Annotated in this window: 25 protein-coding genes; 12 read left to right on the forward strand and 13 right to left on the reverse strand. The window is 36.8% G+C overall.

Features of this window, described 5'->3' with window-relative positions:
- Window positions 1–52: 52 nt before the first annotated feature.
- Entirely contained in the window at window positions 53–2107 is a 2055-nt protein-coding gene (locus MG292_RS03460; protein ID WP_264534088.1) for a M13 family metallopeptidase, read from the forward strand.
- 54 nt (window positions 2108–2161) lie between these two features.
- Here the strand turns inward: MG292_RS03460 and MG292_RS03465 are convergent, their stop codons facing one another.
- The 5 genes from MG292_RS03465 to MG292_RS03485 are packed head-to-tail and all read right to left on the reverse strand — an operon-like array spanning window position 2162 to window position 7621.
- Window positions 2162–3061 (reverse strand): AraC family transcriptional regulator, encoded by a 900-nt coding sequence (locus MG292_RS03465; RefSeq protein ID WP_264534087.1) that lies wholly within the window; start codon window positions 3059–3061, stop codon window positions 2162–2164.
- Window positions 3062–3095: 34 nt separating this feature from the next.
- Window positions 3096–4019, reverse strand: a complete 924-nt coding sequence (locus tag MG292_RS03470; protein ID WP_264534086.1) for a DMT family transporter — start codon at window positions 4017–4019, stop codon at window positions 3096–3098.
- 1 nt (window position 4020) lies between these two features.
- Window positions 4021–4824 (reverse strand): SDR family oxidoreductase, encoded by an 804-nt coding sequence (locus MG292_RS03475; RefSeq protein WP_264534085.1) that lies wholly within the window; start codon window positions 4822–4824, stop codon window positions 4021–4023.
- An 11-nt stretch (window positions 4825–4835) separates the two neighbouring features.
- On the reverse strand, window positions 4836–7244 hold the full coding sequence (locus MG292_RS03480) for a M28 family peptidase (protein ID WP_319799841.1): 2409 nt from the start codon (window positions 7242–7244) through the stop codon (window positions 4836–4838).
- Between the two features lie 26 nt (window positions 7245–7270).
- Window positions 7271–7621 carry a hypothetical protein gene (locus MG292_RS03485; protein WP_264534084.1) on the reverse strand — a complete coding sequence of 117 codons (351 nt, stop codon included), beginning with the start codon at window positions 7619–7621 and terminating at the stop codon, window positions 7271–7273.
- 224 nt (window positions 7622–7845) lie between these two features.
- Here MG292_RS03485 and MG292_RS03490 point away from each other — a divergent pair, with 224 nt between their 5' ends.
- Entirely contained in the window at window positions 7846–8169 is a 324-nt protein-coding gene (locus MG292_RS03490) for a single-stranded DNA-binding protein (protein WP_264534083.1), read from the forward strand.
- A 133-nt stretch (window positions 8170–8302) separates the two neighbouring features.
- Here the strand turns inward: MG292_RS03490 and MG292_RS03495 are convergent, their stop codons facing one another.
- Genes MG292_RS03495 through metG form a run of 3 tightly spaced genes read right to left on the reverse strand, consistent with a single transcriptional unit; the run spans window position 8303 to window position 11781 of the window.
- Window positions 8303–8926 (reverse strand): chloramphenicol acetyltransferase, encoded by a 624-nt coding sequence (locus MG292_RS03495; protein WP_264534082.1) that lies wholly within the window; start codon window positions 8924–8926, stop codon window positions 8303–8305.
- Between the two features lie 35 nt (window positions 8927–8961).
- Entirely contained in the window at window positions 8962–9648 is a 687-nt protein-coding gene (locus MG292_RS03500; protein ID WP_264534081.1) for an HAD family hydrolase, read from the reverse strand.
- A gap of 60 nt (window positions 9649–9708) precedes the next feature.
- Window positions 9709–11781 carry a methionine--tRNA ligase gene (gene metG / locus MG292_RS03505; protein ID WP_264534080.1) on the reverse strand — a complete coding sequence of 691 codons (2073 nt, stop codon included), beginning with the start codon at window positions 11779–11781 and terminating at the stop codon, window positions 9709–9711.
- Window positions 11782–11815: 34 nt separating this feature from the next.
- On the opposite strand from metG, the gene MG292_RS03510 reads away from it, so the two are divergent.
- The 8 genes from MG292_RS03510 (at window position 11816) to proC (ending at window position 18964) form a co-directional block, all read left to right on the forward strand.
- Window positions 11816–11974 (forward strand): hypothetical protein, encoded by a 159-nt coding sequence (locus MG292_RS03510; protein WP_264534079.1) that lies wholly within the window; start codon window positions 11816–11818, stop codon window positions 11972–11974.
- Between the two features lie 153 nt (window positions 11975–12127).
- On the forward strand, window positions 12128–13399 hold the full coding sequence (serS, locus tag MG292_RS03515; protein ID WP_264534078.1) for a serine--tRNA ligase: 1272 nt from the start codon (window positions 12128–12130) through the stop codon (window positions 13397–13399).
- Between the two features lies 1 nt (window position 13400).
- Window positions 13401–13733: a DUF805 domain-containing protein gene (locus tag MG292_RS11365; protein WP_413614219.1), complete on the forward strand. Its 333-nt coding sequence runs from the start codon at window positions 13401–13403 to the stop codon at window positions 13731–13733.
- A 14-nt stretch (window positions 13734–13747) separates the two neighbouring features.
- Window positions 13748–15526 (forward strand): tetratricopeptide repeat protein, encoded by a 1779-nt coding sequence (locus MG292_RS03520; protein WP_264534077.1) that lies wholly within the window; start codon window positions 13748–13750, stop codon window positions 15524–15526.
- A 131-nt stretch (window positions 15527–15657) separates the two neighbouring features.
- On the forward strand, window positions 15658–15972 hold the full coding sequence (locus MG292_RS03525; RefSeq protein WP_264534076.1) for a DUF4286 family protein: 315 nt from the start codon (window positions 15658–15660) through the stop codon (window positions 15970–15972).
- A 38-nt stretch (window positions 15973–16010) separates the two neighbouring features.
- Window positions 16011–16790, forward strand: coding sequence for a 16S rRNA (adenine(1518)-N(6)/adenine(1519)-N(6))-dimethyltransferase RsmA (gene rsmA, locus MG292_RS03530; protein ID WP_264534075.1), 780 nt, complete (start codon window positions 16011–16013; stop codon window positions 16788–16790).
- Window positions 16780–18132 (forward strand): magnesium transporter, encoded by a 1353-nt coding sequence (gene mgtE, locus MG292_RS03535; RefSeq protein WP_264534074.1) that lies wholly within the window; start codon window positions 16780–16782, stop codon window positions 18130–18132. The genes rsmA and mgtE overlap by 11 nt, the downstream gene beginning before the upstream one ends.
- Window positions 18133–18187: 55 nt before the next feature.
- The gene (gene proC / locus MG292_RS03540; protein ID WP_264534073.1) at window positions 18188–18964 is read left to right on the forward strand and encodes a pyrroline-5-carboxylate reductase; all 777 of its coding nucleotides are present in this window, start codon (window positions 18188–18190) and stop codon (window positions 18962–18964) included.
- Window positions 18965–19096: 132 nt separating this feature from the next.
- Here the strand turns inward: proC and MG292_RS03545 are convergent, their stop codons facing one another.
- From MG292_RS03545 to nhaA, 4 genes are all read right to left on the reverse strand, one after another.
- Window positions 19097–19567 carry a hypothetical protein gene (locus MG292_RS03545; RefSeq protein WP_264534072.1) on the reverse strand — a complete coding sequence of 157 codons (471 nt, stop codon included), beginning with the start codon at window positions 19565–19567 and terminating at the stop codon, window positions 19097–19099.
- Between the two features lie 203 nt (window positions 19568–19770).
- Window positions 19771–20127: a helix-turn-helix domain-containing protein gene (locus tag MG292_RS03550; protein ID WP_264534071.1), complete on the reverse strand. Its 357-nt coding sequence runs from the start codon at window positions 20125–20127 to the stop codon at window positions 19771–19773.
- Window positions 20128–20136: 9 nt separating this feature from the next.
- Entirely contained in the window at window positions 20137–20430 is a 294-nt protein-coding gene (locus MG292_RS03555) for a type II toxin-antitoxin system HigB family toxin (protein WP_264534070.1), read from the reverse strand.
- A gap of 198 nt (window positions 20431–20628) precedes the next feature.
- Entirely contained in the window at window positions 20629–21768 is a 1140-nt protein-coding gene (gene nhaA, locus MG292_RS03560) for a Na+/H+ antiporter NhaA (protein WP_264534069.1), read from the reverse strand.
- A gap of 90 nt (window positions 21769–21858) precedes the next feature.
- On the opposite strand from nhaA, the gene MG292_RS03565 reads away from it, so the two are divergent.
- The gene (locus tag MG292_RS03565) at window positions 21859–22803 is read left to right on the forward strand and encodes a 2-hydroxyacid dehydrogenase (RefSeq protein ID WP_264534068.1); all 945 of its coding nucleotides are present in this window, start codon (window positions 21859–21861) and stop codon (window positions 22801–22803) included.
- A gap of 14 nt (window positions 22804–22817) precedes the next feature.
- Window positions 22818–23099, forward strand: coding sequence for a TM2 domain-containing protein (locus MG292_RS03570; RefSeq protein ID WP_264534067.1), 282 nt, complete (start codon window positions 22818–22820; stop codon window positions 23097–23099).
- Window positions 23100–23198: 99 nt separating this feature from the next.
- Here MG292_RS03570 and MG292_RS03575 read toward each other — a convergent pair whose 3' ends face one another.
- On the reverse strand, window positions 23199–25001 hold the full coding sequence (locus MG292_RS03575) for a lysophospholipid acyltransferase family protein (protein ID WP_264534066.1): 1803 nt from the start codon (window positions 24999–25001) through the stop codon (window positions 23199–23201).
- Between the last annotated feature and the right edge of the window lie 134 nt (window positions 25002–25135).

Here is a 25135-nt window from a genome sequence, read left to right on the forward strand (position 1 = left end):
TTTGTAACATTTTATTCAATAGATTTGTTCTTTCACTTAAAAATTAATACAAATGAAAAAAACAGTTAAGAGTGCCGTTTTATTTGTAATTTCTGTATTGTTTGCTGTAGTTGGGAGCCAAGCTCAAACCACGAAACAACCAGGAATTAATGTAAATTTCATGGATCAAAAAGTGAAACCAAGCACTGATTTTTTCCGTTTTGTCAATGGAACTTGGTTAGACAATACTCAAATTCCTAATGATAAAACACGTTGGGGTAGTTTTGATGAATTACGTCAGAAAACCGATGAAGATGCATTAGCTATATTAAAGGAGGCGTCTAAAAACCCGGTTTACAAATCGTATACAGACCAAGGTAAAGCGATTAACCTGTACAAATCTATAATGGATACTGTTAGTAGGAATAAGAATGGATATGCTCCATTAAAACCCTACTTGGCGAAAATTAATGCGGTAAAAAACACGGCCGATCTACAAGCTTTGTTAACTAAAATGGCTCCTGTAGGGGGTCTTGGGTTTTTTGGTGTTGGTATTGGAGTTGATGCTAAAAACAGTAATAGAAATGTTATCAATGTGGGTCCAGGTAGTTTAGGATTGCCTGACAGAGATTACTATGTTTCAGAAGATGCTGATTCGAAAGAAAAACGAGCTAAGTATGTACTTCATGTGGCTAAGATGTTGCAAATGATTGGTGAAAAACCAGCCGAAGCACAGTCTCAGGCAGAAAAGATTCTAGCTCTTGAAACCGCAATGTCAAAACCACGATTTGATAGAGTGGAACGAAGAGACCGAAGAAAATCATATAATCCAATGACGGTTAAAGATTTGCAAAAACTAACACCTTCAATTAATTGGGATGGGTATTTAACACAAATAGGATTGCCTAAAACCGATTCATTAATTGTGTCTCAGCCAAAATACTTAACTGCTTTAGAAGGTATTCTAAAAGAAAATAAAGTAGAAGATTGGAAAGCATATATGCGTTGGACACTTTTAAATAAGTCAGCAAGTCAATTATCAACCCAATTAGAAAGAGCAAATTGGGAATTTTATGGAAAAACCTTAACAGGAGCTGTAAAACAAAGACCTCTTGAAGAGCGTGCACTTCAGGTTATTAATGGTGCTATTGGGGAAGCCTTGGGTAAATTGTATGTAGAGAAAAAATTCCCAGCTGAAGCAAAGGCTAAAGCAGAGAAAATGATTAAAAATGTATTTTTAGCTTTTGAGAATAGAATTAATAATTTGGTTTGGATGTCTCAAGAGACCAAGAAAAGTGCGATTGCTAAATTGCAAAAATCAAGAATCAAAATTGGTTATCCAGACAAATGGGAAGATTATTCTGCACTAGTAATCAAAGCACCAGCTGAGGGAGGAACGTACTTTGAAAACGTAAAAAACCTTTCGCAATGGTCGTTCAATGAAAATTTAGCGGAATTGAAAAAACCGGTTGATAAAGAAAAATGGGGAATGTCTCCACAAACAGTAAATGCGTATTACAATCCTTCGTATAACGAAATTGTATTCCCAGCAGCGATTTTGCAACCGCCATTTTACAATTACCAAGCAGATGAAGCCGTTAATTATGGTGGAATTGGAGCTGTAATCGGGCACGAGATTTCTCATGGATTTGACGATTCAGGTGCAAGATACAATGCTGATGGTAATTTAGTAGATTGGTGGACAGCAGACGATTTGAAACAATTTACAGCTCTAACTGGAGCTTTGGCAGCACAATATAGTGCATTACAACCCTTGCCTGGAACTTTTGTAGATGGTAAATTTACTTTAGGAGAAAACATAGGTGATTTAGGAGGAGTAAATGCAGCGTATGATGGGTTGCAATTGTATTTGAAAGCCAATGGAAATCCAGGATTAATCGATGGATACACTCCAGAACAACGCTTCTTTATTTCGTGGGCTACAATCTGGCGTTCAAAAATGAGAGACGAAGCCTTGAAAAGCCAAGTTAAAACAGATCCGCATTCTCCAGGAATGTACCGCGCTTACGTGCCTTTACAAAATGTAGATACCTTTTATGAAGCCTTCAACATTCAGCCTACTGACGGAATGTATCTTGCTCCTGAAAAGCGAGTTAAAATTTGGTAATCTTGAATTATAAAAAACAAAAAAACCGATTAGTACTAATCGGTTTTTTTGTTTTTATTCAATAGGAATACACAAGTCCACAATGCATTTTTTCTCCGGATGCTCATTGAAATTATTGTGGATTATTTCAAATGGATTTTGGTCAACTTTTTTATATCCATTTTCATTCATCCAAATAAATAGGGATTGCCAAGACTTCCCGAAATCATGAGGTGCTATCTCAAAATGGCCTACGATGTATTTTCCCTTTTGGGTAAATGTCAAACCAATTTCACCAGTCACTTCAATTGGCGATTGGAGTAAAAGACAAGCGCTCATTCGTACTTTATCAGGTTCTGTTATCTTAAAACTATCGTGATAAATACGTCCCATTTTTAAATCATTCCCCACAAGACCTTTAGGAATAGCCCATTGGAGTAATTTTCCATAAGCAGCATCCAATCCTTCCACTCCAATATGAGTGATAAAAGCCCACTCCATTTTAGGGAGTTCTTTAATTTCAATTGTAGCATTCATTTGTATCCATTTTTTTAGGTTAGTAAGGGTACAAATGTATTCATCTAAAGCGCTATTTTCTTTTCCTTTCTTGCTATTCGTTTTGCTAATCTTGCTAAATGAATTGAAATGAGACTTTCTAAAATCGCTTGGACTTTGTTTGTAATATTTCTTGAAGGCTCTTGTAAATGTAGCATTACTACTAAATCCAAATTGTAAAACAAGCTCTGCAATGCTTATGTCTTTCTGATGCATCAGTAATGAAGCTGCTTTTTCAATTCTTTTGCGAGTCACATATCCATTCAAAGTTTCATTAGTTATTGACTTAAAAAGGCGGTGAAAGTGAAAAGGAGAATAAAAGCTTAGTTTAGCAATAGTTTCTAAAGATAAATCGCCACTTAAATTGTTGTCAATATAAGTCAATATTGTATTCACTCGCTTGATGTATTCTTCACTCATTTTTTTTAGAATTAGAAAACTACTTCCTCACTTGTTATGCTCTATTTTTTCTCATGGATTGGTTGACCATATACAAACCAATTAAAGTTATGCTTCCGCCGATTACAATAGGAGGATTTAATGATTCATTAAAAATAATAGTTCCTAGTAAAACCGCTACGATTGGGTTAACATAGGCATAAATACTACTAATTTCCGATGGAAGCCGTTGCAAAGCATAAATGAAGGCAATGAAGGTCAAGACCGACCCAAACACTACCAAGTAACCAATGGCCCACCAGGAAGCGGCTGGAATTGCAGACAAACTTACAGAAGTTCCTGTAGCTCCCGTAAAAGCAAAAAGCAAAATACTCGAAATAAACATTTGCAATCCTAATCCAAAATAGGGATTAAAACTCGTTGCTTTTTTCTTAGTATATAAGGTGCCAAAAGCCCATGTTAAAGTGGCTATAATAGAAATCAAAATTCCAAATCGAAAATCAGGAAGTAGAAAATCACTCAAATGGTCGTAAAAAACCACACAAATTCCAGAAAAGCCTACGATTAGACCAATTATAGATAATTTTGACAAGCGTTCGCCTCTAAAAAAACTAATAATCACGACCCATAACGGGACCAAAGCCCCAATGATTGCTCCTAATCCGCTACTAATATATTTTACACCCCAAGTGCTAAGCCCATTACTCAAAACAAAATTAAGCCCACTCAAAATCAAGATAAATTTCCATTGTTTGCCTTTCGGCCAAGGGGTTTTCTTCCATAAAAAGAAAGCGATGTAAAGAAATCCACCGATAAATTGTCGGATAGCAGCGAGTTGCAAAGCAGGCATGTGTTTCACACCTTCTTTGGAAGCAATCCAAGTAGTTCCCCAAAAAAAACTAACCCAACAAAGAGCTAAAATGGGCAAACCAATAGTTTTGATTTGGTTTAGAAAAGCATTTTTTATTCGGGTTCTCACGTTATAACGTTGGTTTTATAAAGGAATATTGTAGGAGTTTAATGAGTTTGTCATTCAAAATCGTTTTGCCTACAATGGTATTTGAAGCAGCAAATTTAGGCAAAGCCAAATTCAAATCGGTTGCTTTTTGAGTATAATATTCTTTTCTACTTGGGTGATAAGGCGCTACAGCATTAAAGGTTTTGTTCCAAGAATTCAAGGCTATAATTTTTTCAATAATGGCAATACAATCGTCTTGATGAATTAAGTTAATGGGTGCGTCTGGGTTTTCAATATTTTCTCGTCCTGATAAAAACCGAACTGGATTTCTATCTTCGCCAATCAAACCTCCAAAACGCAAGATAGTTGTTTCAAAAAGGGTGTTTTTTTGCAAAAGACTTTCTACAATTACCAGTTGGCGCCCACCTTCTGTGTCAGGGTTTAAAGGAGTGTCTTCGGTAACTAGATCATTATCATCACCATAGACCGATGTCGAACTCACAAAAAGTACTTTTTCAACCGTTGATTTTTCAATAAAAGGAAGTAAATTTTCAATTTTAGAAACAAAATTTTCAGTTGAATTGCCTCTTAATTTAGGCGGAATGTTCACAATTAAAATTTGGCTATTAGCCAAAAAATCAGTAACAGATTCACTGATTTTTTCTTCCTCTAATTGTACTATAAAAGGCTCAATTCCGGCCGATTTTAAAATAAATACTTTCTCTTTTGAGGTCGTCGAACCTTTTACCAAAAATCCGTTTTGAACTAAGGCTTTCGCCAAAGGAAAACCTAGCCAACCACAGCCTAAAATACTAATTTGTGTCATATTTTTACCTCTTAAGGTACTTTAGGAGTTTCGATTTCTATCTCAGGTTTTGGTTCGGTCAGACTGTCTTGAACTACAGGAACGGCTACAGCTTTTTTTATTACAGGTTGTATCACTGGTTTTGGAATAATTTTTTTCTGAATCACAACTGCGTCATTCAAAACAAATGGAGTTGGTATCATCCAATTTTGCCTTTTAATCATTGGAAACAAGGCATTACGCATCAAGTCAAATGAACTTTCTAATAATTCCATATCAAATGGAGTTGCCTTGTTCATAATGAATTCCATTTCTAACGGTTCATTATTCACCACATAATAACTCAAGATTTTTTTACCTCTTTTACGATCGTATTTAGCGCCTTTTTGTCCAATAGCTTGAACGCCATTTGCCTTGAAATTAGAAAGAATCATTTCTTCGGAAGCAAAAATATCATAACGATTCACGTTGCGATTGGGCGTAATTTTAATTTTTAATTGGCGTTGGTTACCTACTATTTGATCTTTTAAAAACTCGATGGTGGGTTGAGCTAATTCTTTTTTAGGCGCCTCTGCAGCGTAGGTAAAACCTGAATTGTATTTGCTAAACAACGGGGTGTCTTTCATAAAATCAGCAGTTTGAGGATGGTTCCCCAAATAGTTTTTAGTCCACGGGTCTAAATTGGTGTCATAGGTCACCCAATTGGCTTTTTGGGTGTCGGCATTATAGATGTAGAGCAAACTATTGGATTTGGCTTTGCCTAATTCATAACCCGATTGTACGTGTGCTTTTGCAAAAAAGATTCCGGCAATCGCCAAAAACAATAATGACCACGCTCCTTTTTTGGTGTAAGCTCCAAAAACCGGCAACAACAATCCAAAGGTCAAAGCAGTCAAAATAGCACTTCCAAAAAGTACTTTAAGTCCTAGCCCGATAGGGAACATTTGAATGAATGGTGCAATAATTAAAAGTGTAGGAATACTGCAAATTAAATTGAGTAGGGTATTTGATTTTTGCGTAAGGATAAAAAATCCAAAGGCAATCAAACCAAAAAACACCGGAATAATTAAAAACCCAGCTCCTTTTAAAGCAAAAGCCAATCCGCAATTGATCAATATCCAAAGGAAAAGAGGCGCCACAAAATGATTCATTGTGGTTTTTTTCTCGGAGAAAAAATGGTAAAAAATAAAACAAATGGCTAAAGTTAAAGCTACAAATCCTGCAATATAAGAATGACCGTTATAGGTAAATCCATTGAGTAAATCGTTGTATTGCGGATAGTAATTCAGCAAGAACTTCCATCCAAAATAAGCCAACAATCCGCTAGTAAGTGTAGCACCCAAAAACGGAATACCACCTTTGCCAATTTCTTTGAACGATAAAATGCGCTTTCCAACTCCTACAAAAACCAGGAACACAAAAAGTACTAAAGCAATCAATACCATTGGTACAATCCAACTAAATGGATAACTGATGAAAGTAAACGGTAGGGTAAAATAAGCGTAGTCTTCTTTGGAAACTGTAGCATCAAAATTGGCATTAGCAAAATAATGCAATAAAGGCATTAAATACGTGCCTTGATGTTCTAATGTTTTTTTGTTGAGGTGTTTGCTATCGTCTTGTGCTGTGTGGTAATTGTAGTGATCGTCGATGAATGCAAAATTATAACCTTGGATATTGCCTTGTTCTCTAAAGACAGTCAAGTCGGTATCGTTGGGTAGCATTTTATAAATACTATACATCAAGGAATTGGAAGCGGGAAGCGGCACTTTTGCGGCAGCAAATTCGTGTACTAATCCGGCATTGCCACCATTGGTTTCCATCAACATATAACTAGGACCGGATGAGCCGCGCGCTTCAAAGTTCAAAACTACCCCCACTTCTTTTGCCCATTGGTGCTGTGTAACAAAGAGCGCTGCGCCATTCAAACCCAATTCTTCGGCATCAGTGAAGAGAATGATAATATCATTTTTGTGTGCGGTTTTGTTGTATAAAAATGTTCGGACACTTTCTAAAATGGTAGCTACTCCCGAACCTGCATCGCTGGCGCCCAATGAATAAGAATGTGGCGCACTATCGTAGTGCGATAAAAGTAATAATGCTTTGGAACTATCGGTTCCTTTGATTCTTGCCAAAAGATTCTTGGATTTCACCAAATTCCCCCAATCACTCAACGCATAGCCTTCTTGAACTGAGGTCTCTAATCCTAATTTTTCTAATTCTTTTAGTAAATATTGTGCGACCTCTTCGTGGTTTTTAGAACCTACAAAATGAGGTTGACGCGAAATAGCTCTCACTTGTTTGAATGCTCTTTGGGTGGAGAATTCGGTTAGAGGTTCTTCTTCATCCGATGTCCATTGTGGCATCATAGTAAGAAAGGCTAACGTAAGAATCGCTAGCAGAAAAAGCGAACTGTAAAGGGTTGAATAATTTTTTTTCATTGGAGGTGGCAGATTTGGGTGTGGTATTAAATATCTTTTTTGACAAGCATGTAATAATCATTTTCTAAGAGCATATATCCTTGGTCGTACAAGAAATAGTAGGTATTTCCTGTTTTCGTTTGCAAAATATTGGTGAAATAGTCAAAATCAAATCCTTTACTCAATAATTTAGTTCGGGTAGTTTTGGATTTTCCTTCGGTATTCAATTCACACAAAATGCGATAATTTTTACGCAACTTGTTGTTGACGTTGCGCATAAAATTGTTACTGTCTTTGTTTATTTTGTTGTTGTATGCATTCCGACAGCCATCGCTGCAAAACTTTTTGTCCTCACGGCCAACAATTGTATCGCCGCATTCTAAACAATTTTTATTCATAAGATTGGGATTTTTTGACCTTAAATAATTATATAATGCGTAATAAATAGATTCAAAATCAATCAAATATATAAAATATTTTCCATTTACAAATGCTTACAAATAGTTACAAACGAAAGTAAATAGTTAGTAACCGAATAATTTTTGGAACTCATCTCATCTTTGCACTGTTGATTGAAACAAATCAGTTAACACATTTATTTAACCATTTAAATTTATACGCCATGAAAAACAGAGTACAATTAATCGGAAGAGTAGGTCAAGATCCTGAAGTTAAAAACCTAGAAGGTGGAAAAAAAGTAGCCACTATCACAATCGCAACGAATGATGTCTATTACAAAGACAACGGAGACAAAGTAGAGCAAACCGAATGGCATCGCGTTACGGCTTGGGGTAAAACGGCTGAAATTATAGAGAAATACGTAACCAAAGGAAAAGAAATTGCTATTGAAGGCAAATTAACTCACCGCACTTACGAGGATAAAAATGGAGAAAAACGCTATGTAACCGATATCGTTGCTAATGAAGTGCTGCTGTTAGGGAAATAGATATTCCAAGAAGTAAGGAGGGGGTCTAAAAAGCAATTTATTTGTCAAACTGAACTTGTTTCAGTTTCTAATATAATTATAGATTCCGAAATAAATTCGGAATGACAAAATCAGTGTTTTTTAGACTCCCTTTTTATTCATTCATTAATTGTTGTAATCGCTCAATAAATAAACCTACATGGTAGCCATCAACCAAACCATGATGCACATGAACGGATATAGGCATTGATTTTTTACCAATTTCTTCGGTTAGTTTTCCAAAAGAAATTTTCGGGCAACTGTCTGGCCAAGTAAAACTTCGTGCATGAGACAATGAGGTGAAATTAATCCAAGGTAAGGCCGAAAAATGAATCAAATTTTCAGGATATTCTCTTGTAATAACGCCAGTGGTTGTTTGAATTCGGTCAATCTCAGTTTGTACGATTTGTGCAAAATCAATAGGGTTTTCAGTAAAAGCCATATACGAAAATCCAAACGTTTTGTCTTCTCGCATCACTGTTGCTGAGGCATCAATTACGTCAAAAATATAAACTTCGTCCTCGATGATTCGGTACCGAAAATTCTCAACCGTATTCACTGCAGCCAAGGTTTTATGAAGGTAATAGCTAAAAAATGAAATACCTAGTGTTTTGGCTTTGGCATACGCTTGCGTACAATCTATTGTGGTGGTAATGCCATAAAAAGGCTCATCCATTTGTTTGAAAAACAAAAAATGTTCTTTTCGGTTCCAAGTAGTAAGGTCGAGCTTTTGTTTCATTATTTCTATGGATTCTCCCGTTTGTGGAATTTGTGTTACTGTAGTAATTGCAGTACGTCGGTAATTTTTTCAAAGGCATGAAAATTTTCATGTTCAATGGTATGATCAATTCGTTCATGCGCCCAAGTAGTATGAAAAGGAATATGAACACCTTTTCCACCAATGTTTAATACTGGTAGGACATCCGATTTTAATGAGTTTCCAATCATTAAAAAGTCTGAAGGTTCAATGTCAAGTCGTTTGATCAAATCGGAATAATCAATTTCTTGCTTGTCTGACATCACTTCTATATGATGAAAATAGTGACCTAATCCAGAATTGTGTAATTTTCGTCTTTGGTCTAATAAATCGCCTTTTGTAGCAACGACTAATTTGTATTTTCCGTTTAATGCTTTTAAAGTTTCTTCAACGCCATCTAGTAAAACAATCGGTTTTTCAAGTAATTCTTTACCATATTGAATGATTTTTTCAATCACTTCAACAGGAATGGTATGGTTGGAAATGGTCATTGCGGCTTCTATCATCGAAAGGACATACCCTTTGATACCATAACCATACAGTTTTAAATTAGCAATTTCAATTTTGAATAGTTCTTGCGAAATTCCCTGATGTGAAAGGTAATCTTGCATCAATTCGCAAAATTTCTTTTCGGTTTCGTCAAAATAGGTTTCGTTTACCCAAAGCGTATCGTCTGCGTCAAAAGCTATTATTTTCGGATTCATAATTTTTATTTTAAATACAGACTTCACTAATTTGTGGAAATTCGTGAAATTCGTGTTGTACTAATTAATTGTCTCACCATTCCCAACACCTTCAGCGTCTGGGTTTACAAAAACTAATTTTCCTTCGGCATTGGTAGTCATCAAAATCATTCCTTGACTTTCTACTCCGCGAAGGTTTCTTGGTGCTAAATTCACTAAAACAGTTACTTTTTTACCAATGATATCTTCTGGCGCAAAACTCTCTGCAATTCCCGAAACAATAGTGCGAACGTCAATTCCAGTATCTACTTTTAAGATTAAAAGCTTGTTGGCTTTTGGCATTTTCTCGGCTTCCAAAATCGTTCCTACACGCAAATCCATTTTGGCAAAATCTTCAAATTGAATCACCTCTTTTTGTGGTTCGGTAATTGCGAGGGACGAAGCAATCTCGGCCTTATTCGCCGTTTTAGTAGCTTCCAATTTATCTATTTGTTGTTGAATTGCTTCGTCTTCTATTTTGGCAAAAAGCAATTCCGCTTCGCCAATTTGGTGTCCGGCAACTAGTAAATCGCTATCTTCAGCAATGGTATTCCAATTCAACGGCTCCTCTATTTTCAAAATACGTGCTAATTTTTTAGCCGTAAAAGGCAAAAAGGGTTCGCAAAGCGTACTCAAAGCAGCGGCAATTTGTAAAGCCACATACATTTGGGTTTGTACACGCTCTGGATTGTCTTTGATGACTTTCCAAGGCTCTTCGTCGGCCAAATATTTGTTTCCTAAACGAGCGACATTCATCATTTCGCCCAAAGCTTCTCTAAAACGGTAACGCTCAATGGAACTCGAAATTACCGCTGGATAGGCTTGTAATTCGGCCAAAGTTTGTTCGTCCACTTCCGAAAGTTCATTCGGTTGTGGCACGATGCCGTTGTAGTATTTATTAGTCAACACCACCACACGGTTGATGAAATTACCAAAAATCGCTACCAATTCGTTGTTATTTCTAGCTTGAAAATCTTTCCAAGTAAAGTCATTGTCTTTGGTTTCTGGTGCATTCGAAGTCAAGGCATAACGCAATACGTCTTGCTGATTGGGGAATTCTTCCAAATATTCGTGCAACCAAACCGCCCAGTTTTTAGACGTTGATAATTTGTTGCCTTCCAAGTTCAAGAACTCATTGGCTGGTACATTATCAGGCAGAATATAACTTCCTTCCGCCTTCAACATCGCTGGGAAAATGATGCAGTGAAACACAATATTATCTTTTCCAATAAAGTGAACTAATTTGGTTCCTTGGTCTTTCCAATACGGTTCCCAATTTTTTCCTTCGCGTGCCGCCCATTCTTTTGAAGAAGAGATGTAACCAATAGGCGCATCAAACCACACATATAATTTTTTTCCTTCGGCACCTGCAACGGGTACGTCAATTCCCCAATCCAAATCGCGGGTTACGGCACGAGGCTCTAATCCGCCATCAATCCACGATTTTACCTGCCCATACACGTTCGGTTTCCAATCGTTTTTATGTCCTTCCAAAATCCATTCTTTCAAAAACGCATCGTAACGATCCAAAGGTAAAAACCAGTGTTTGGTCGATTTCAAAACAGGCGTTTCTCCGGTAATGGTCGATTTCGGATTGATTAAATCTGTAGCGTTCAGTGTAGAACCACATTTTTCGCATTGGTCGCCATAAGCTTCTTCGTTGCCGCATTTTGGGCAAGTTCCGGTTACAAATCGGTCAGCTAAAAATTGATCGGCTTTGGCGTCATACAATTGCTCGGTTACTTCTTCAATAAAATCGCCTTTGTCATACAAAGTTTTAAAGAATTCCGACGCCGTTTCGTGATGAATTTTTGCCGAAGTTCTAGAGTAATTATCAAAAGAAATTCCAAAATCTACAAACGATTTACGGATAATGCCATCGTATTTATCAATTACTTCTTGAGGTGTAATGCCTTCTTTTTTGGCTTTCATCGAAATGGCAACACCGTGTTCGTCGCTTCCGCAAACAAACAACACGTTTCTTCCTTGTAATCGTAAATAACGGGAATAAATATCCGAAGGCACGTAAACCCCCGCCAAATGGCCAATATGAATTGGTCCGTTAGTGTAAGGTAAGGCTGCCGTAATAGTATATCTTGTTGGATTTTCTAACATAATAACAGTTTAATAATGCTGAAATGAATTCAGAATGAGTGCAAAAATAACTTTTTTTATCATAGGGACAACTACAACTATGGGATTGACTTTTGGAAAATCAACCGCAGATTCGCAGATTGACACTTGTGTTTGGAAGTATTTAGATGTTAATTTTGATTTACCTCGAACCAAGCAAAATGTATTCTATTAAGTTCTTTTAAAATCTGTGAATCTGCGGTGAAACTATTTTGAAGCGTATGCGCTCTTTCGAAAACTCTCAACTTTGTCTCGTTCTTAGCAAACATTTCCTTAAATTTGCGTGCGCAAGGCGCAAAAAATTACAGAGAGTTATAAAAATCAAGCTATGTTACAAATTGCATTTATTAGAGAGAATCAGGAAAAAGTAATCAAAGCTTTGGCAAAAAGAAACATCGACGCCAAAGGAATTGTGGACGAAGTAGTTCAATTAGACGAGCAACGTCGTGCTACGCAAGTGGAATTAGACAACACTTTATCCGAATCTAATAAATTGTCCAAAGACATTGGCGAATTGATGAAAAGTGGCGAAAAATCAAAAGCTGCCATCCTTAAAGAAAAGACCGTTGCATTAAAAGAGAAAAGCAAAGATTTGGGGGAGAAAGCCGAGGCTTTAGCCGAAGAATTGACGCAAAAATTATATACCTTACCTAATTTACCAGCCGACATTGTTCCGGAAGGAAAATCAGCAGATGACAATTTGAATGTTTTTCAAGAAGGCACTATTCCTGTTTTGCACGAAGAAGCATTGCCTCATTGGGAATTGGTAAAAAAATACGACATCATCGACTTTGAGTTGGGGGTGAAAATTACAGGGGCAGGTTTCCCTGTGTACAAAGGAAAAGGTGCTCGTTTGCAACGTGCTTTAATCAATTATTTTTTAGATAAAAATACAGCAGCAGGTTACAAAGAAATGCAAGTACCACATTTGGTAAACGAAGCATCGGGCTACGGAACAGGGCAATTGCCAGACAAAGAAGGGCAAATGTACCATTCGACCATTGACGATTTGTATTTGATTCCAACGGCAGAAGTTCCGGTAACTAATTTGTTCCGCGATGTGATTCTGAACGAAAGCGAATTGCCTATTTTGTGTACGGCCTACACGCCATGTTTCCGTCGTGAGGCAGGTTCGTATGGAGCGCACGTTCGTGGATTGAACCGTTTGCACCAATTTGATAAAGTAGAAATTGTTCGCGTAGAGCATCCAGACAAATCCTACGAGGCGTTGGACGGTATGGTAGAACACGTAAAAAACATTTTACAAGAACTCAAATTACCGTATAGAATTTTACGTTTATGTGGTGGCGATATGGGATTCACTTCGGCATTAACCTATGATTTTGAAGTATTTTCTACGGCACAAGACCGTTGGTTAGAAATTTCTTCTGTATCTAATTTTGAGACGTTCCAAGCGAACCGTTTGAAATTGCGTTTCAAAGACAAAGACGGTAAAAACCAATTGGCACATACCTTGAACGGAAGCTCATTGGCCTTGCCAAGAGTTTTGGCAGGCATTATAGAAAACTACCAAACACCAGAAGGAATTGTAATTCCAGAAGTATTGCGCCCGTATTGCGGGTTTGATATTATTGATTAAAATGAAATGCTTTAACCTTTTTAGATATTATTATTCTGATTTAAACGGCAAATCTGGACGACTTGAATTTGGAATTTATTTGCTAATAGAATTATTTGCTAATTTTTTAATTTTATATCTTAAGAGTAATTTAAGTCTTAATGATAAAACGATTATAAATTGGTTCTATATTCTTTTAATATTAAACATTTATTATATCCCTATTCAAGCCGCAACAACAAGGAGATTAAGAGATTTAGGTATAAATTCTCTATTGATTATTTTCAGCTTTATACCTATATTTAATATTTTTTTCAAGTTATTTTTATTGTTCAAAAAAACAAAAAAAACATAGTGTAAATTAAATCAATGAAAAAACTACTCCTACATATCAGCTTGTTTTTTTCATTGATTGGGTTTTCCCAAAACGAGCAATTAGCCCAATATTATTACGACAAAGGCGATTTTGAAAAAGCCAAAATCAGTTACGAAGAACTTCTGCAGTCGGTTCCTCAAAATTACCAATACTTTATCAGAACCATTGATTGTTACCAACAATTAAAACAATTTGATGTCGCCGAAAAAGCCATTCAAACCCGATTGGATAAGTACAGACAGAGTTCGCTTTTGGTAGAACTAGGGTATAATTTTAAACTCCAACAACAGGATGAGAAAGCCCAAAAGTATTTTGAACAAGCTTTGGCTAAAATCAAATCCAACCCAAACGAAGTGTATGGCATAGCCAATTCTTTTGAGAAAAAAGTCTTGCTGGACTATGCGCTTAAAGCCTATCAAATAGCAGTGCAAATGCAACCTAATTTCAATTTCAATTACCAAATGGGTCTGTTGTATGGGCAGTTGGGCAATACGGATATGATGATTAACACTTTCTTAGATGAGGCTTTTGCCCATCCAGAAAGTACGATTCTGATTCAAAATCAGTTTTCAAGATTCATGACTGATGAAGGCGATGCAGGATTTTCGGCCAATTTGCGTAAAGCATTAATTACACGAACTCAAAAAAACCAAGACGTGTATTGGAACCAATTTTTGAGTTGGTTTTATATTCAGCAAAAAGAATTTGGCAAAGCCTTTATCCAAGAAAAAGCCATTTACAAACGCAATCCGGAATCGCTGAATGCTATACTTAATTTGGCACAATTGACGATTGAAGAAAAGGATGATGCAACAGCCAAAACTATCTTGGGATTTGTGTTAGAAAACACCACCGAAATCGAATTATTGGTTCAAGCCAATAGCTATTTGATGCAACTCAAAATCGACACGACTCCCGAAAAAGACTGGTCCAATCTTGAAATGGAATTATCAGCTTTGGTCACAAAATACGGAATCAGTCCTTTTACCTTATCTTTGCAACTGATGCAGGCGCATTTTTTGACGTTTAATTTAAAAAATCCCGAAGCAGGAAAGACAATTGTTCGAACTGCATTGGAGTTGCCCTTGAACGAATACGAAACGGCGCAGGTCAAAATGGAGTTGGCCGATATTTTGCTGTACGAAGCCAAATTCAATCAAGCATTATTGTATTATACGCAAATTGAAAACGATTTGAAGAACGATGCAGTGGCACACGAAGCAAGTTTGAAAGCAGCTAAAACGAGTTATTTCAAAACCGATTTAGAATGGGCGTTGAAACAATTCAAAGAGTTGAAATCGGCGAGTACACAGTTGATTGCCAATGATGCGTTGGAGTATTTTTTGCTCATCAATGACAATACCGTTGCCGATTCGACGCAGGTGGCATTGAAGGCTTTCGCCAAAGCGGATTACCTTGGATACCAAAATCGAAATCAAGAAGCGATTCAGGCTTTTCAAGCCATTTTGAAACAATACAAAGGGCAAGAGATTGAGGCGGTTACTCTGTTGCGATTGGGAAAACTATACGAGAAAACAGCTGATTTTTTGTTGGCTTTAGGCCAATACCAAAATATAATAGAGCAGCATTCGGACGGAATTTATGTAGATGAAGCGTTGTATTTTTCGGCAGAATTGTATAAAAATCAATTGCAATTGCCCGAAAAAGCAAAGCCAATGTATGAAAAGATAATTTTCAATCACCAAGACAGTATTTATTTTGTGGAGGCAAGGCGAAAATTTAGAGAATTAAGAGGAGATAGCAATTTATAAGGAGCCCCCTAACCCCCGAAGGGGGAATTAGGAGCCAATAGATTCAGAGTAAAAGAAAGTTCAAAAAACAATTTATTTAACCCTACTTAACCCCTAGTAGGATTTCCCCCTTTGGGGGTTAGGGGGCTAATATGATACTTTACAACGTAACAGTTAACATACACGAAAGCGTTCAAGACCAATGGTTACAGTGGATGCAGCAAACACGAATTCCGGCTATTTTAGCAACAGGAAAATTTTCTTCGGCTAAAATTGTGAAGGTGTTAATTGAAGAAGAAATGGGAGGAACTACGTATTCAGTTCAATTTACGACGGATAGTAAAGCGACTTTGGAAAAATACTATGCAGAAGATGCGCCGCAATTCCGTCAAGAAAGTTACCAGTTATTTGGAGAAAAAATGCTGGCTTTTAGAACGGAACTAGAGGTAATTTCTGAACACAATTAAAAAAATAGCGAGATTGCCTCGTGCCTCGCAATGACTCAATGGAAAAAGTAAAAGCTAAAAAACATCTCGGACAACATTTCTTAAAAGACGAAAGCATTGCGAAAGCGATCGCTGATACGTTGAGTTTAGAAGGCTACAATGATGTATTGGAAATAGGTCCTGGAATGGGAGTTTTGACCCAATATTTATTGGACAAACCTACCAATACCTACGTGATTGAGATCGATACAGAATCGGTGGCGTATTTGGATGCTAATTACCCAAAGTTGAAAGATAAAATCATTTCGAAGGATTTCTTGAAATACGATGTCAACGAGATTTTTGAAGGCAAACAATTTGCGATTATTGGCAATTTTCCGTACAATATTTCGACGCAAATTGTGTTTAGAACTTTGGAATTCCGTCACCAAATTCCAGAGTTTTCTGGCATGTTCCAAAAAGAAGTGGCAGAGCGCATTTGCGAGAAAAAAGGAAGTAAAACCTATGGTATTTTGTCGGTTTTGGCACAGGCTTTTTACGATGCCGAATACTTGTTTACGGTAGATGAACATGTGTTCAATCCGCCACCAAAAGTAAAATCGGGGGTGATGCGTTTGCGACGAAAAGAAGATTTTAGTTTGCCTTGTGGCGAAAAATTATTCTTTACGGTAGTGAAAACAGCTTTTCAGCAACGTAGAAAAACCTTGCGTAACAGTTTAAAAACCTTAAATTTGTCAGATAATTTAAGAGAAGATAAAGTTTTAGATCTTCGTCCAGAACAACTTAGTGTTGAAGACTTTATAGCACTCACTCAAAAAATCGAAGCCGATGGAATTTAAAATCAGCAAAGAACTAATTCAAGAATTAGAGCAACTCATTCAAACGAAGAACGACCAACAGCTGGAAGTTTTGTTGAATGACATGCACCATGCTGATATTGCCGAAGTTTTAGATGAACTTGATTTTGAAGAGGCAACCTATATTTTTAAAGTTTTAGATAGTGATAAAACGGCCGAAATTCTTTTGGAATTAGAGGACGATTTACGTGAAAATATCTTAAAACGACTTTCGCCAAAAGAAATTGCAGAAGAGCTTGACGAGTTAGAAACAAACGATGCTGCTGACATTATTGCCGAGTTATCGCAAGAAATTAAGGCAGAAGTAATCTCGGAATTACAAGACGTTGAACACGCCAAAGATATTGTTGATTTGCTTCGTTATCCAGAGGATACTGCGGGGGGAATCATGCACAAGGAGTTGGTAAAAGTGAACGAAAACTGGAATGTGTTGACTTGCGTGAAAGAAATGCGCATTCAAGCCGAAAATATTTCAAGAGTGCATTCCATATATGTGGTGGACGATGAAGACCGATTGAAAGGACGTTTGTCGCTTAAAGATTTATTGACTACTTCTTCGCGAACACCCATCAATGATGTCTATATTCGAAAACTGAATTCGGTGAATGTAGATACCGAAGACGTAGAGGTGGCGCGTATCATGCAAAAATACGATTTAGAGGCCATTCCGGTAGTGGACGAATTGGGTCGTTTGGTTGGCCGAATTACCATTGATGATATCGTGGATGTAATCAAAGACGAAGCTGATGAAGATTACCAGTTAGCAGCAGGTATCTCCCAAGACGTCGAAGCGGATGATAGTATTTTTGATCATACTAAAGCCCGCTTACCTTGGTTGGTTTTGGCGCTTTTAGGAGGTTTTATTTCAGTAAGAGTATTAGGTTTATTTGAAGGAGCAATGTTGAAGCATGGCAATTTATTCTTCTTTACACCGCTTATTGCCGCAATGGCTGGAAATGTTGGAGTACAATCTTCGGCAATTATTGTGCAAGGTTTGGCTAACAACACCTTGAGTGGCTCTTTATTCAATCGTTTAATTAAAGAAGTAGCTTTGAGCTTACTTAATGGGGTGATATTAGCGACTATTTTGTTTGTAGGCAGTCATTATCTATTAAATGTTGAAATTATTATTGGTATAATTGTAACCGTAGCATTGATTTCGGTTATTATTATTGCATCGTTAATAGGTACATTTATCCCCTTATTATTGGATAAATTTGGAATAGACCCCGCCTTAGCTACAGGTCCGTTTATTACTACCAGTAATGATATATGTGGAATTTTAATTTATTTTTCAATTGCCAAAATGATTTTAGGTTTTTAAATTAAGAATTCAAACACAACAACACAAAACAACACAACCATTATAACTACACAACATGAACGTACACATTATTGGCGGAGGCAACTTAGGAGCCTCAATTGCCATTGGGATTGCTAAATTCACCGAAGGCAATCAAGTAACCGTAACAAGAAGAAATACAAAGAGTATTTTGCACTTAGAACAACTGGGGGTTACCGTATCTACCGACAACAAACACAATATTCAAGACGCAGATATTATAATTTTGACTATAAAACCGTACCAAGTGGATACTGTTTTGGCTGAAATATTGCCTGCAATTACCAACAAAACCATTGCTTCGGCAGTGAGTGGATTGTCGATAGAAAATTTGCAAAATAAAATTGGCGCCACCCACCAAGCGGTACGCATCATGCCGAATATTGCTTCGCAATTTGGTGCTTCGGCGACTTGTATTGCGTTTCAAGAAAGCAATAAAGAAGCGGCTCAGAAAGTAGTTACACTTTTTGAAGGTTTAGGAACAGCGCCTATTATTGACGAAAAATTAATGGATGCGGCTACCGTTTTGGCAGCAAGCGGAACGGCATTTGCCTTGCGTTACATTCGTGCCTCAATGCAAGCGGGTATTGAAATTGGATTTGACTGGCAAACGGCTTTGGCTATTTCTGCCCAAACTGTAAAAGGCGCTGCCGAAATGCTACTAGAAGAAAAAACCCATCCAGAACAATTGATTGACCGAGTAACTACGCCTCAAGGCTGTACCATTGCTGGTTTGAACGAAATGGAATTGCACGGTTTTAGTTCGTCTTTGATTAGAGGGATTAAAACTTCGTTGAAACAGATTAAGGGGTAAATATACTTTTTAAATAAAGAGAAAGGCTGCTGTAAATAGCGGCCTTTTTTGGTTCGTTGTTTTAGTAGACACGGATTGCAAATCCGCGCTATCAGGTGATGTTAAGCGTATTTTCCAAGAAAGATAAGCCAGCTATTTCGCAAAATTGCTGTTATGTGATGTAGCTTTATTTAGAGTTACATTTTTCTTTCTATCCCAAGCTAACCTTTCCAATTCTTCATTTTCAAGTTCTAAATTTTCAATTTCGTTAAATCGGCTTTTGTCTGTTTTCTCAACTTCAACTACAATGTATTTTTTTTCGTCAACATTTTCGACATTTGTGAACTTCAAATATTCCTCAACGCAATCTTTGTCAAGCATCACTTTTCCACCGCCAGCCCAATGTCTGTCCTGTCCGTTTTTCTTTATTCCGGAAACCCAATATTCTTCACCAGTTTCAATGTCAAAATGGTTTCCACTAATTCCAGTTGTTTTAAGTTTCTTCAACGCTTTGTTGTCAAAATAAACTGTTTGTCCAGATTTCGAGAATTCAGCGTAACCAATCCAAGCTGAACCGCTATGACCTTCAGACTTATTTTCTATATACATTATTTTCGGCTTCATGATTTCGGGTTTTCTTTTTTGCAGTGTCGTAAAGCTATATCACATAACTTATTTATATGCGAAACTTTCAAACTACTTTTATTCCAAATGGGCAATATTGACGAAAGTTTTGCCTGTTTTTAGTTCAATTTTTTTGATACGCTTTTCAAATGTAGCTAATTTAATGTGAAAATGTACTAATTTGAAAATTTGAGAATGGGGGTTTAGTAGTTTTGAATCAGCACATCAGTGGGAATGTGCAAGCTGGTGTGTAATTGTCGAATCATCTCCAAAGACAATTTTCTTTTTTTACTTAAAATTTCACTAGCGCGGCTTTTAAGACCAATAATTTTAGCTAAGTCATTTTGATTGTAGCCCAATTGTTCCATTCTGAATTTTATAGCCTCAATAGGATCAGGCAAATCAATTGGAAAATGAGTGTTTTCATATTGCTCAATTAGAATGCTTAAAAGCTCTAATTCGTCGCCTTCAGGAGTTCCTTTTTTAGCATCAAATAGTACTTCCAATCGCTCTAAGGCTTGGTTGTAATCGTTTTCTGTTTTAATAAGTTTGATTTCCATATTCCTTAATTAAATGGTGGTAGCATTAATCGCATCGTATTCTTTGTGTGTGCCAATAAATCGAATCCAAACCATTTCGTATTCAAAGTTTATCTTGACAATTAATCGGTATTTATTTCCTTTTATATTAAAGACTACACGATTGTCGTTTAAAATACTAGCGCTGGGATATTCGGTTTTTATCTGATTAGGATTTGTCCATTCTGCTTTGCTAGTTTCCCTAAACCAAGATTTTAGTTGTTGTTCGCAATCCGAATGGACTTCCCAAAAGTCTCTCAATATTTTTTTGGCTATTACTCTCACTATTTTTACAAAGGTATAAATTATTTCCCGTTTTGGGAACTTTAAAAAATAAAAATCTGTAAAAGGAAAACGACTTGGGGTCTATTGCAGTTACAGGGGCTTTTCAAATGTAAGAAAATAATTGATCATTTGGTAATTTGAAAATTCGCTTAATCCGTGTTTTCGTTATGCGAATCCGTTTTGTCATTGTCCAATTAACTATTTCTTTAAACTCATTTTCAACCATAAGAAGCCTAAAGTTCCTGAGACAAACGATGCCACCAAGATGGCTATTTTAGAATAAGTAATTACTTCTACGCCATCGTTTTTGAAGGCCAAAAGTGTAATGAAAATGGACATGGTAAATCCAATTCCGCCCAGCATTCCAGCGCCGAGAATGTGTTTCCATTGCAATTCTTTGGGCAACGACCCAATACCTAATTTGACACATAAAAAAGCAAAAAGAGTGATTCCAATAGGTTTTCCTAAAATTAATCCTGCCATAATTCCGATAGCGTTGGCATGAATGAGTCCTTCGTGCCAGTTACTATTAATAGCAATTTCTGTATTGGCGACAGCAAATAAAGGTAAAATGAAAAAAGCTACTGGGCGGTGCAAAACGTGTTGCAATCGGAAAGAAGAAGTAGCTTTTCCACCATCGCCATAGGGAATGACAAAAGCTAAAAGCACACCCGTTATTGTAGCATGAACGCCTGAATTCAGCATGCAATACCACATCAATCCGCCACCAATCAAATAAGGAAGTAGGTTGTGTACTTTTTTTCTATTTAAAATAAAAAGAATTCCCATAATGCTAAAAGCCATACCTAAATACAGAAAAGAAATTGTTTCTGTATAAAATATCGCGATGACGAGAATTGCTCCCAAGTCGTCAATGACAGCCAAAGCGGTCAAGAAGATTTTTAAAGACGTTGGTACTCGATTGCCCAAAAGGGATAAGATCCCAATTGCAAATGCAATATCGGTAGCCATTGGAATTCCGGCCCCGTTTTGTGTTGGCGTCCCCAAATTGAATGCTAAAAATAGTCCAGCCGGAATTAGCATTCCTCCGAGTGCGCCAAAAACAGGTAAAGCAGCGTTTTTAATGTTGGATAATTCGCCACCGTACAACTCTCGTTCTAATTCTAACCCAATGAGTAAGAAGAAAATAGTCATGAGTCCATCGTTAATCCAATGGGTGATGGAATGATGTCCAATTTCGGTTTCCCAAAACCCAATATAAGTCGTTTGAATGGGAGAATTGGCTAAACCCAAAGAAAGTAAAGTCGCTAAAAGCAATACCAATCCGCCTGCTTTTTCGCTTTCAAAAAATTCTCGAAACAATCGGCTGGTTTTCATAGTTTTTGCATTTTAATGATATTGGCTGCAATTTACACATTTCACACCTATTTTTTTTGTTAATTTGGGTTTACAAAATACAATCCTTTTATGGCGGCACACATTCTTCATATTGATAGCAATCATCTTTTGCTTTGGGACCAATTGGAACAAGCGGGTTTCGTGAATCACGAAGATTTTACCTCTTCCAAAGCGGAAATCGAAGCTAAAATTCACGACTACCAAGGGATTGTTATTCGTAGCCGATTTAAAATTGACAAAGCCTTTTTAGACAAAGCCACTAATTTGAAATTCATAGCTCGAGTGGGGGCTGGATTGGAAAGTATTGATTGTGAGTATGCCCAATCCAAAAATATTGTACTGATTGCTGCTCCGGAAGGAAATCGTAATGCGGTTGCTGAACACAGTTTGGGTATGATTTTGTCATTGTTTAATAATCTCAATCAAGCTGATGCTGAGATTCGTGCCGGACACTGGAACCGAGAAAGCAATCGCGGACACGAATTAGATGGTAAAACGGTTGGAATCATTGGTTATGGCAATATGGGTAAGGCTTTCGCCAAAAAACTACGTGGGTTTGACGTAGACGTTTTGTGTTATGATATTCAAGAAAATGTGGGTGATGAAAATGCCCAACAAGTCAGTTTTGCCGAATTTCAAGAAAAAGTGGACGTCTTAAGTTTGCATATTCCGTGGACTCCCGAAACCGATAAAATGGTGGACGCAACATTTATTAATGGATTTGCAAAACCACTTTGGATCATCAATACGTCCCGCGGAAAAAACATTGTCACAGCAGATTTGGTTGCTGCCTTACAATCAGGAAAAGTACGAGGTGCTGGACTGGATGTGTTGGAATACGAAAAATTGTCCTTTGAAACTTTGTTCCAAGAGGCAACTACACCCGAAGCGTTTCAGTATTTACTGAATGCCAAAAATGTTATTTTGACGCCTCATATTGCAGGTTGGACCTTTGAAAGTCACGAACGATTAGCGCAAGTGATTGTCGATAAAATAAAAGCCCTTTATTCATAATTAAATACTAGTGTATGGAAACTGTAAAACACGAAACTTGGAATACTCCAACACCTCAATTTCAAAACAATAAAAAAGTAGCTTGTGGTATTTTTGCCATTTTATTAGGTCCGCTTGGTGTACACAAATTTTATTTGGGATATACCGGAACGGGAATAATTTGGTTAATCTTGAGTATTTGCAGTTGTGGATTGTTAACTTCTTTATTTGGGTTAATTGAAGGGATTATTTATTTGATTAAATCAGACGAAGAGTTTTATCAAACCTATCAAGTGGGTCAGAAGCACTGGTTTTAGATCTTACCGCAAAGGCGCAAAGGCGTAAGGTTATAAAGTAAAGTAGCAAAGCAAATTCATAGTTTGATTTTTGCCATTGCCATTGATTTTGCTCTAGACTTACTCTTCTTTCTCGCTTAATTTTCGTTCTAACTCGGCCTGAAACTCTTCCATTACCGGTTTCATGGTGCTATCTGGTATGTCTTCTACACGAATGTACATTAATCCGTCAATGGCGTTATTGAACAATGGATCTACATTAAAAGCGACCACGCGTGCATTTTGTTTGATGTATTTTTTAATCAAAACAGGCAAACGTAAACTACCGGGTTCCAATTCGTCAATAATTTTATCAAATTTATTCAAATCGGCTTCAGTTTCATTGAAGATAAAATCCTTGTCGGCATCTTTTAATTTGACTTTAAACGCTTTTTTAGGATGAATATATTGTGCAATATAAGGATCGTAATAATTGGACTTCATAAACTCAATCATCAATGATTTTGAGAAATCAGAAAATTGATTGCTAATACTTACACCTCCCAATAAGAATTTATGTTCTGGGTAGCGTAAGGTAGTATGTATAATTCCTTTCCAAAGCAAAAATAAAGGCATTGGTTTTTGTTGGTATTCTTTGATAATAAAAGCGCGACCCATTTCGATAGACTTACTCATCATATCGTACAATTCTGGCTCAAAACGGAACAAATCGTTTAAGTAAAACCCATCGATACCATACTTAGGATAAATTTCAGATCCCAATCCCATTCGGTAAGCTCCGGCTACTTTTTTAGCATCATCATCCCACAAAAACATATGGTGATAGTATTGGTCAAATTGGTCTAAATCGATAGATTCATTGGTTCCTTCACCTACTTCTCTAAAGGTGATTTCGCGAAGACGCCCCAATTCGTGAAGTATAGTAGGAATTGCTGAAGCCTTAGTAAAAAAAACTTCGTAGTTTTTACTTTGTAGCAATCGACAATCAGAGTTGCGTAATGCTTCAATTTCAGTAATGATTTTGTCCTGGTTTGCAGGAGTAACAATCTCTTTTGGACTTTTTGGTGATTTTAAACTAGGAGTAGGAATTAATTTGGTTTCCTTTTCAAAAGGATTGGCCAACATATAGGTTTTCTTTCGTAAGAATTCAGAATAATCATCTAAAGACTCATATTCATTCTGTTCGGAGACTGAAATAGGTTTCCCAATACGAACTTTGATGACGCGACGCTTTTGACTAAAAACCTCTGAAGGTAATTTGGCAGTACGTAAAGTACCACTAATTTTTGAAAGAAAATAGAACAACCCACTATTTTTAGCATGGAAATAAATTGGAACTACAGGGACTTGTGCTTTGCGAATCACTTTGATAGCGCCTTCTTCCCAAGGTTTGTCCACCATTAATTTTCCGTCTTTGTAAGTAGATACTTCTCCAGCAGGGAACATTCCCAATGGTTTTCCATCGCTTAAGTGACGCAAAGTTTCTTTGATTCCCACCACACTTGATTTGGCATCCTTATGATTTTCAAAAGGATTTACCGGCATGATGTATTTTTTTAGCGGTTCAATGCGGTGTAAAAGGAAGTTGGCAATAATCTTGAAATTAGGCTCTCTTTCCAACATTAGTTTTAGCAATAAAACACCATCAATACCACCCAATGGATGATTAGAAATAGTAATATAAGGCCCTTCTTTAGGAAGACGTTTTAAATCCTCTTCTGGAATTTCAAATTTGATTTGTAAATTGTCTAGTACGCCATTTAAGAAAGCTACCTCCGAAAGGTGTTTGTTGTTGTCATACACTTTATTCAATTCAGAAATACGTAAAACCTTCATCAGGACCCAGCCTGAAAAAGTTCCTAATATCCCGTATTTGTCCGTGTTTATTGCTTTTGCAACTTCCTTGGCAGTGACTAGACCCATATAAATTTTGGTTTTAAAGCAAGTGACAAAGATAACAAAAAACTCTATTTTTCGACTTTTTCCGAATCAAACTTCTACTTTTTTATTACATTTGAAGACAGGATAAGGTCTAATCAGGCCTCAATAAAAATCTA

The sequence above is a fragment of the Flavobacterium keumense genome, assembly GCF_029866485.1.
Lineage (GTDB): Bacteria > Bacteroidota > Bacteroidia > Flavobacteriales > Flavobacteriaceae > Flavobacterium > Flavobacterium keumense.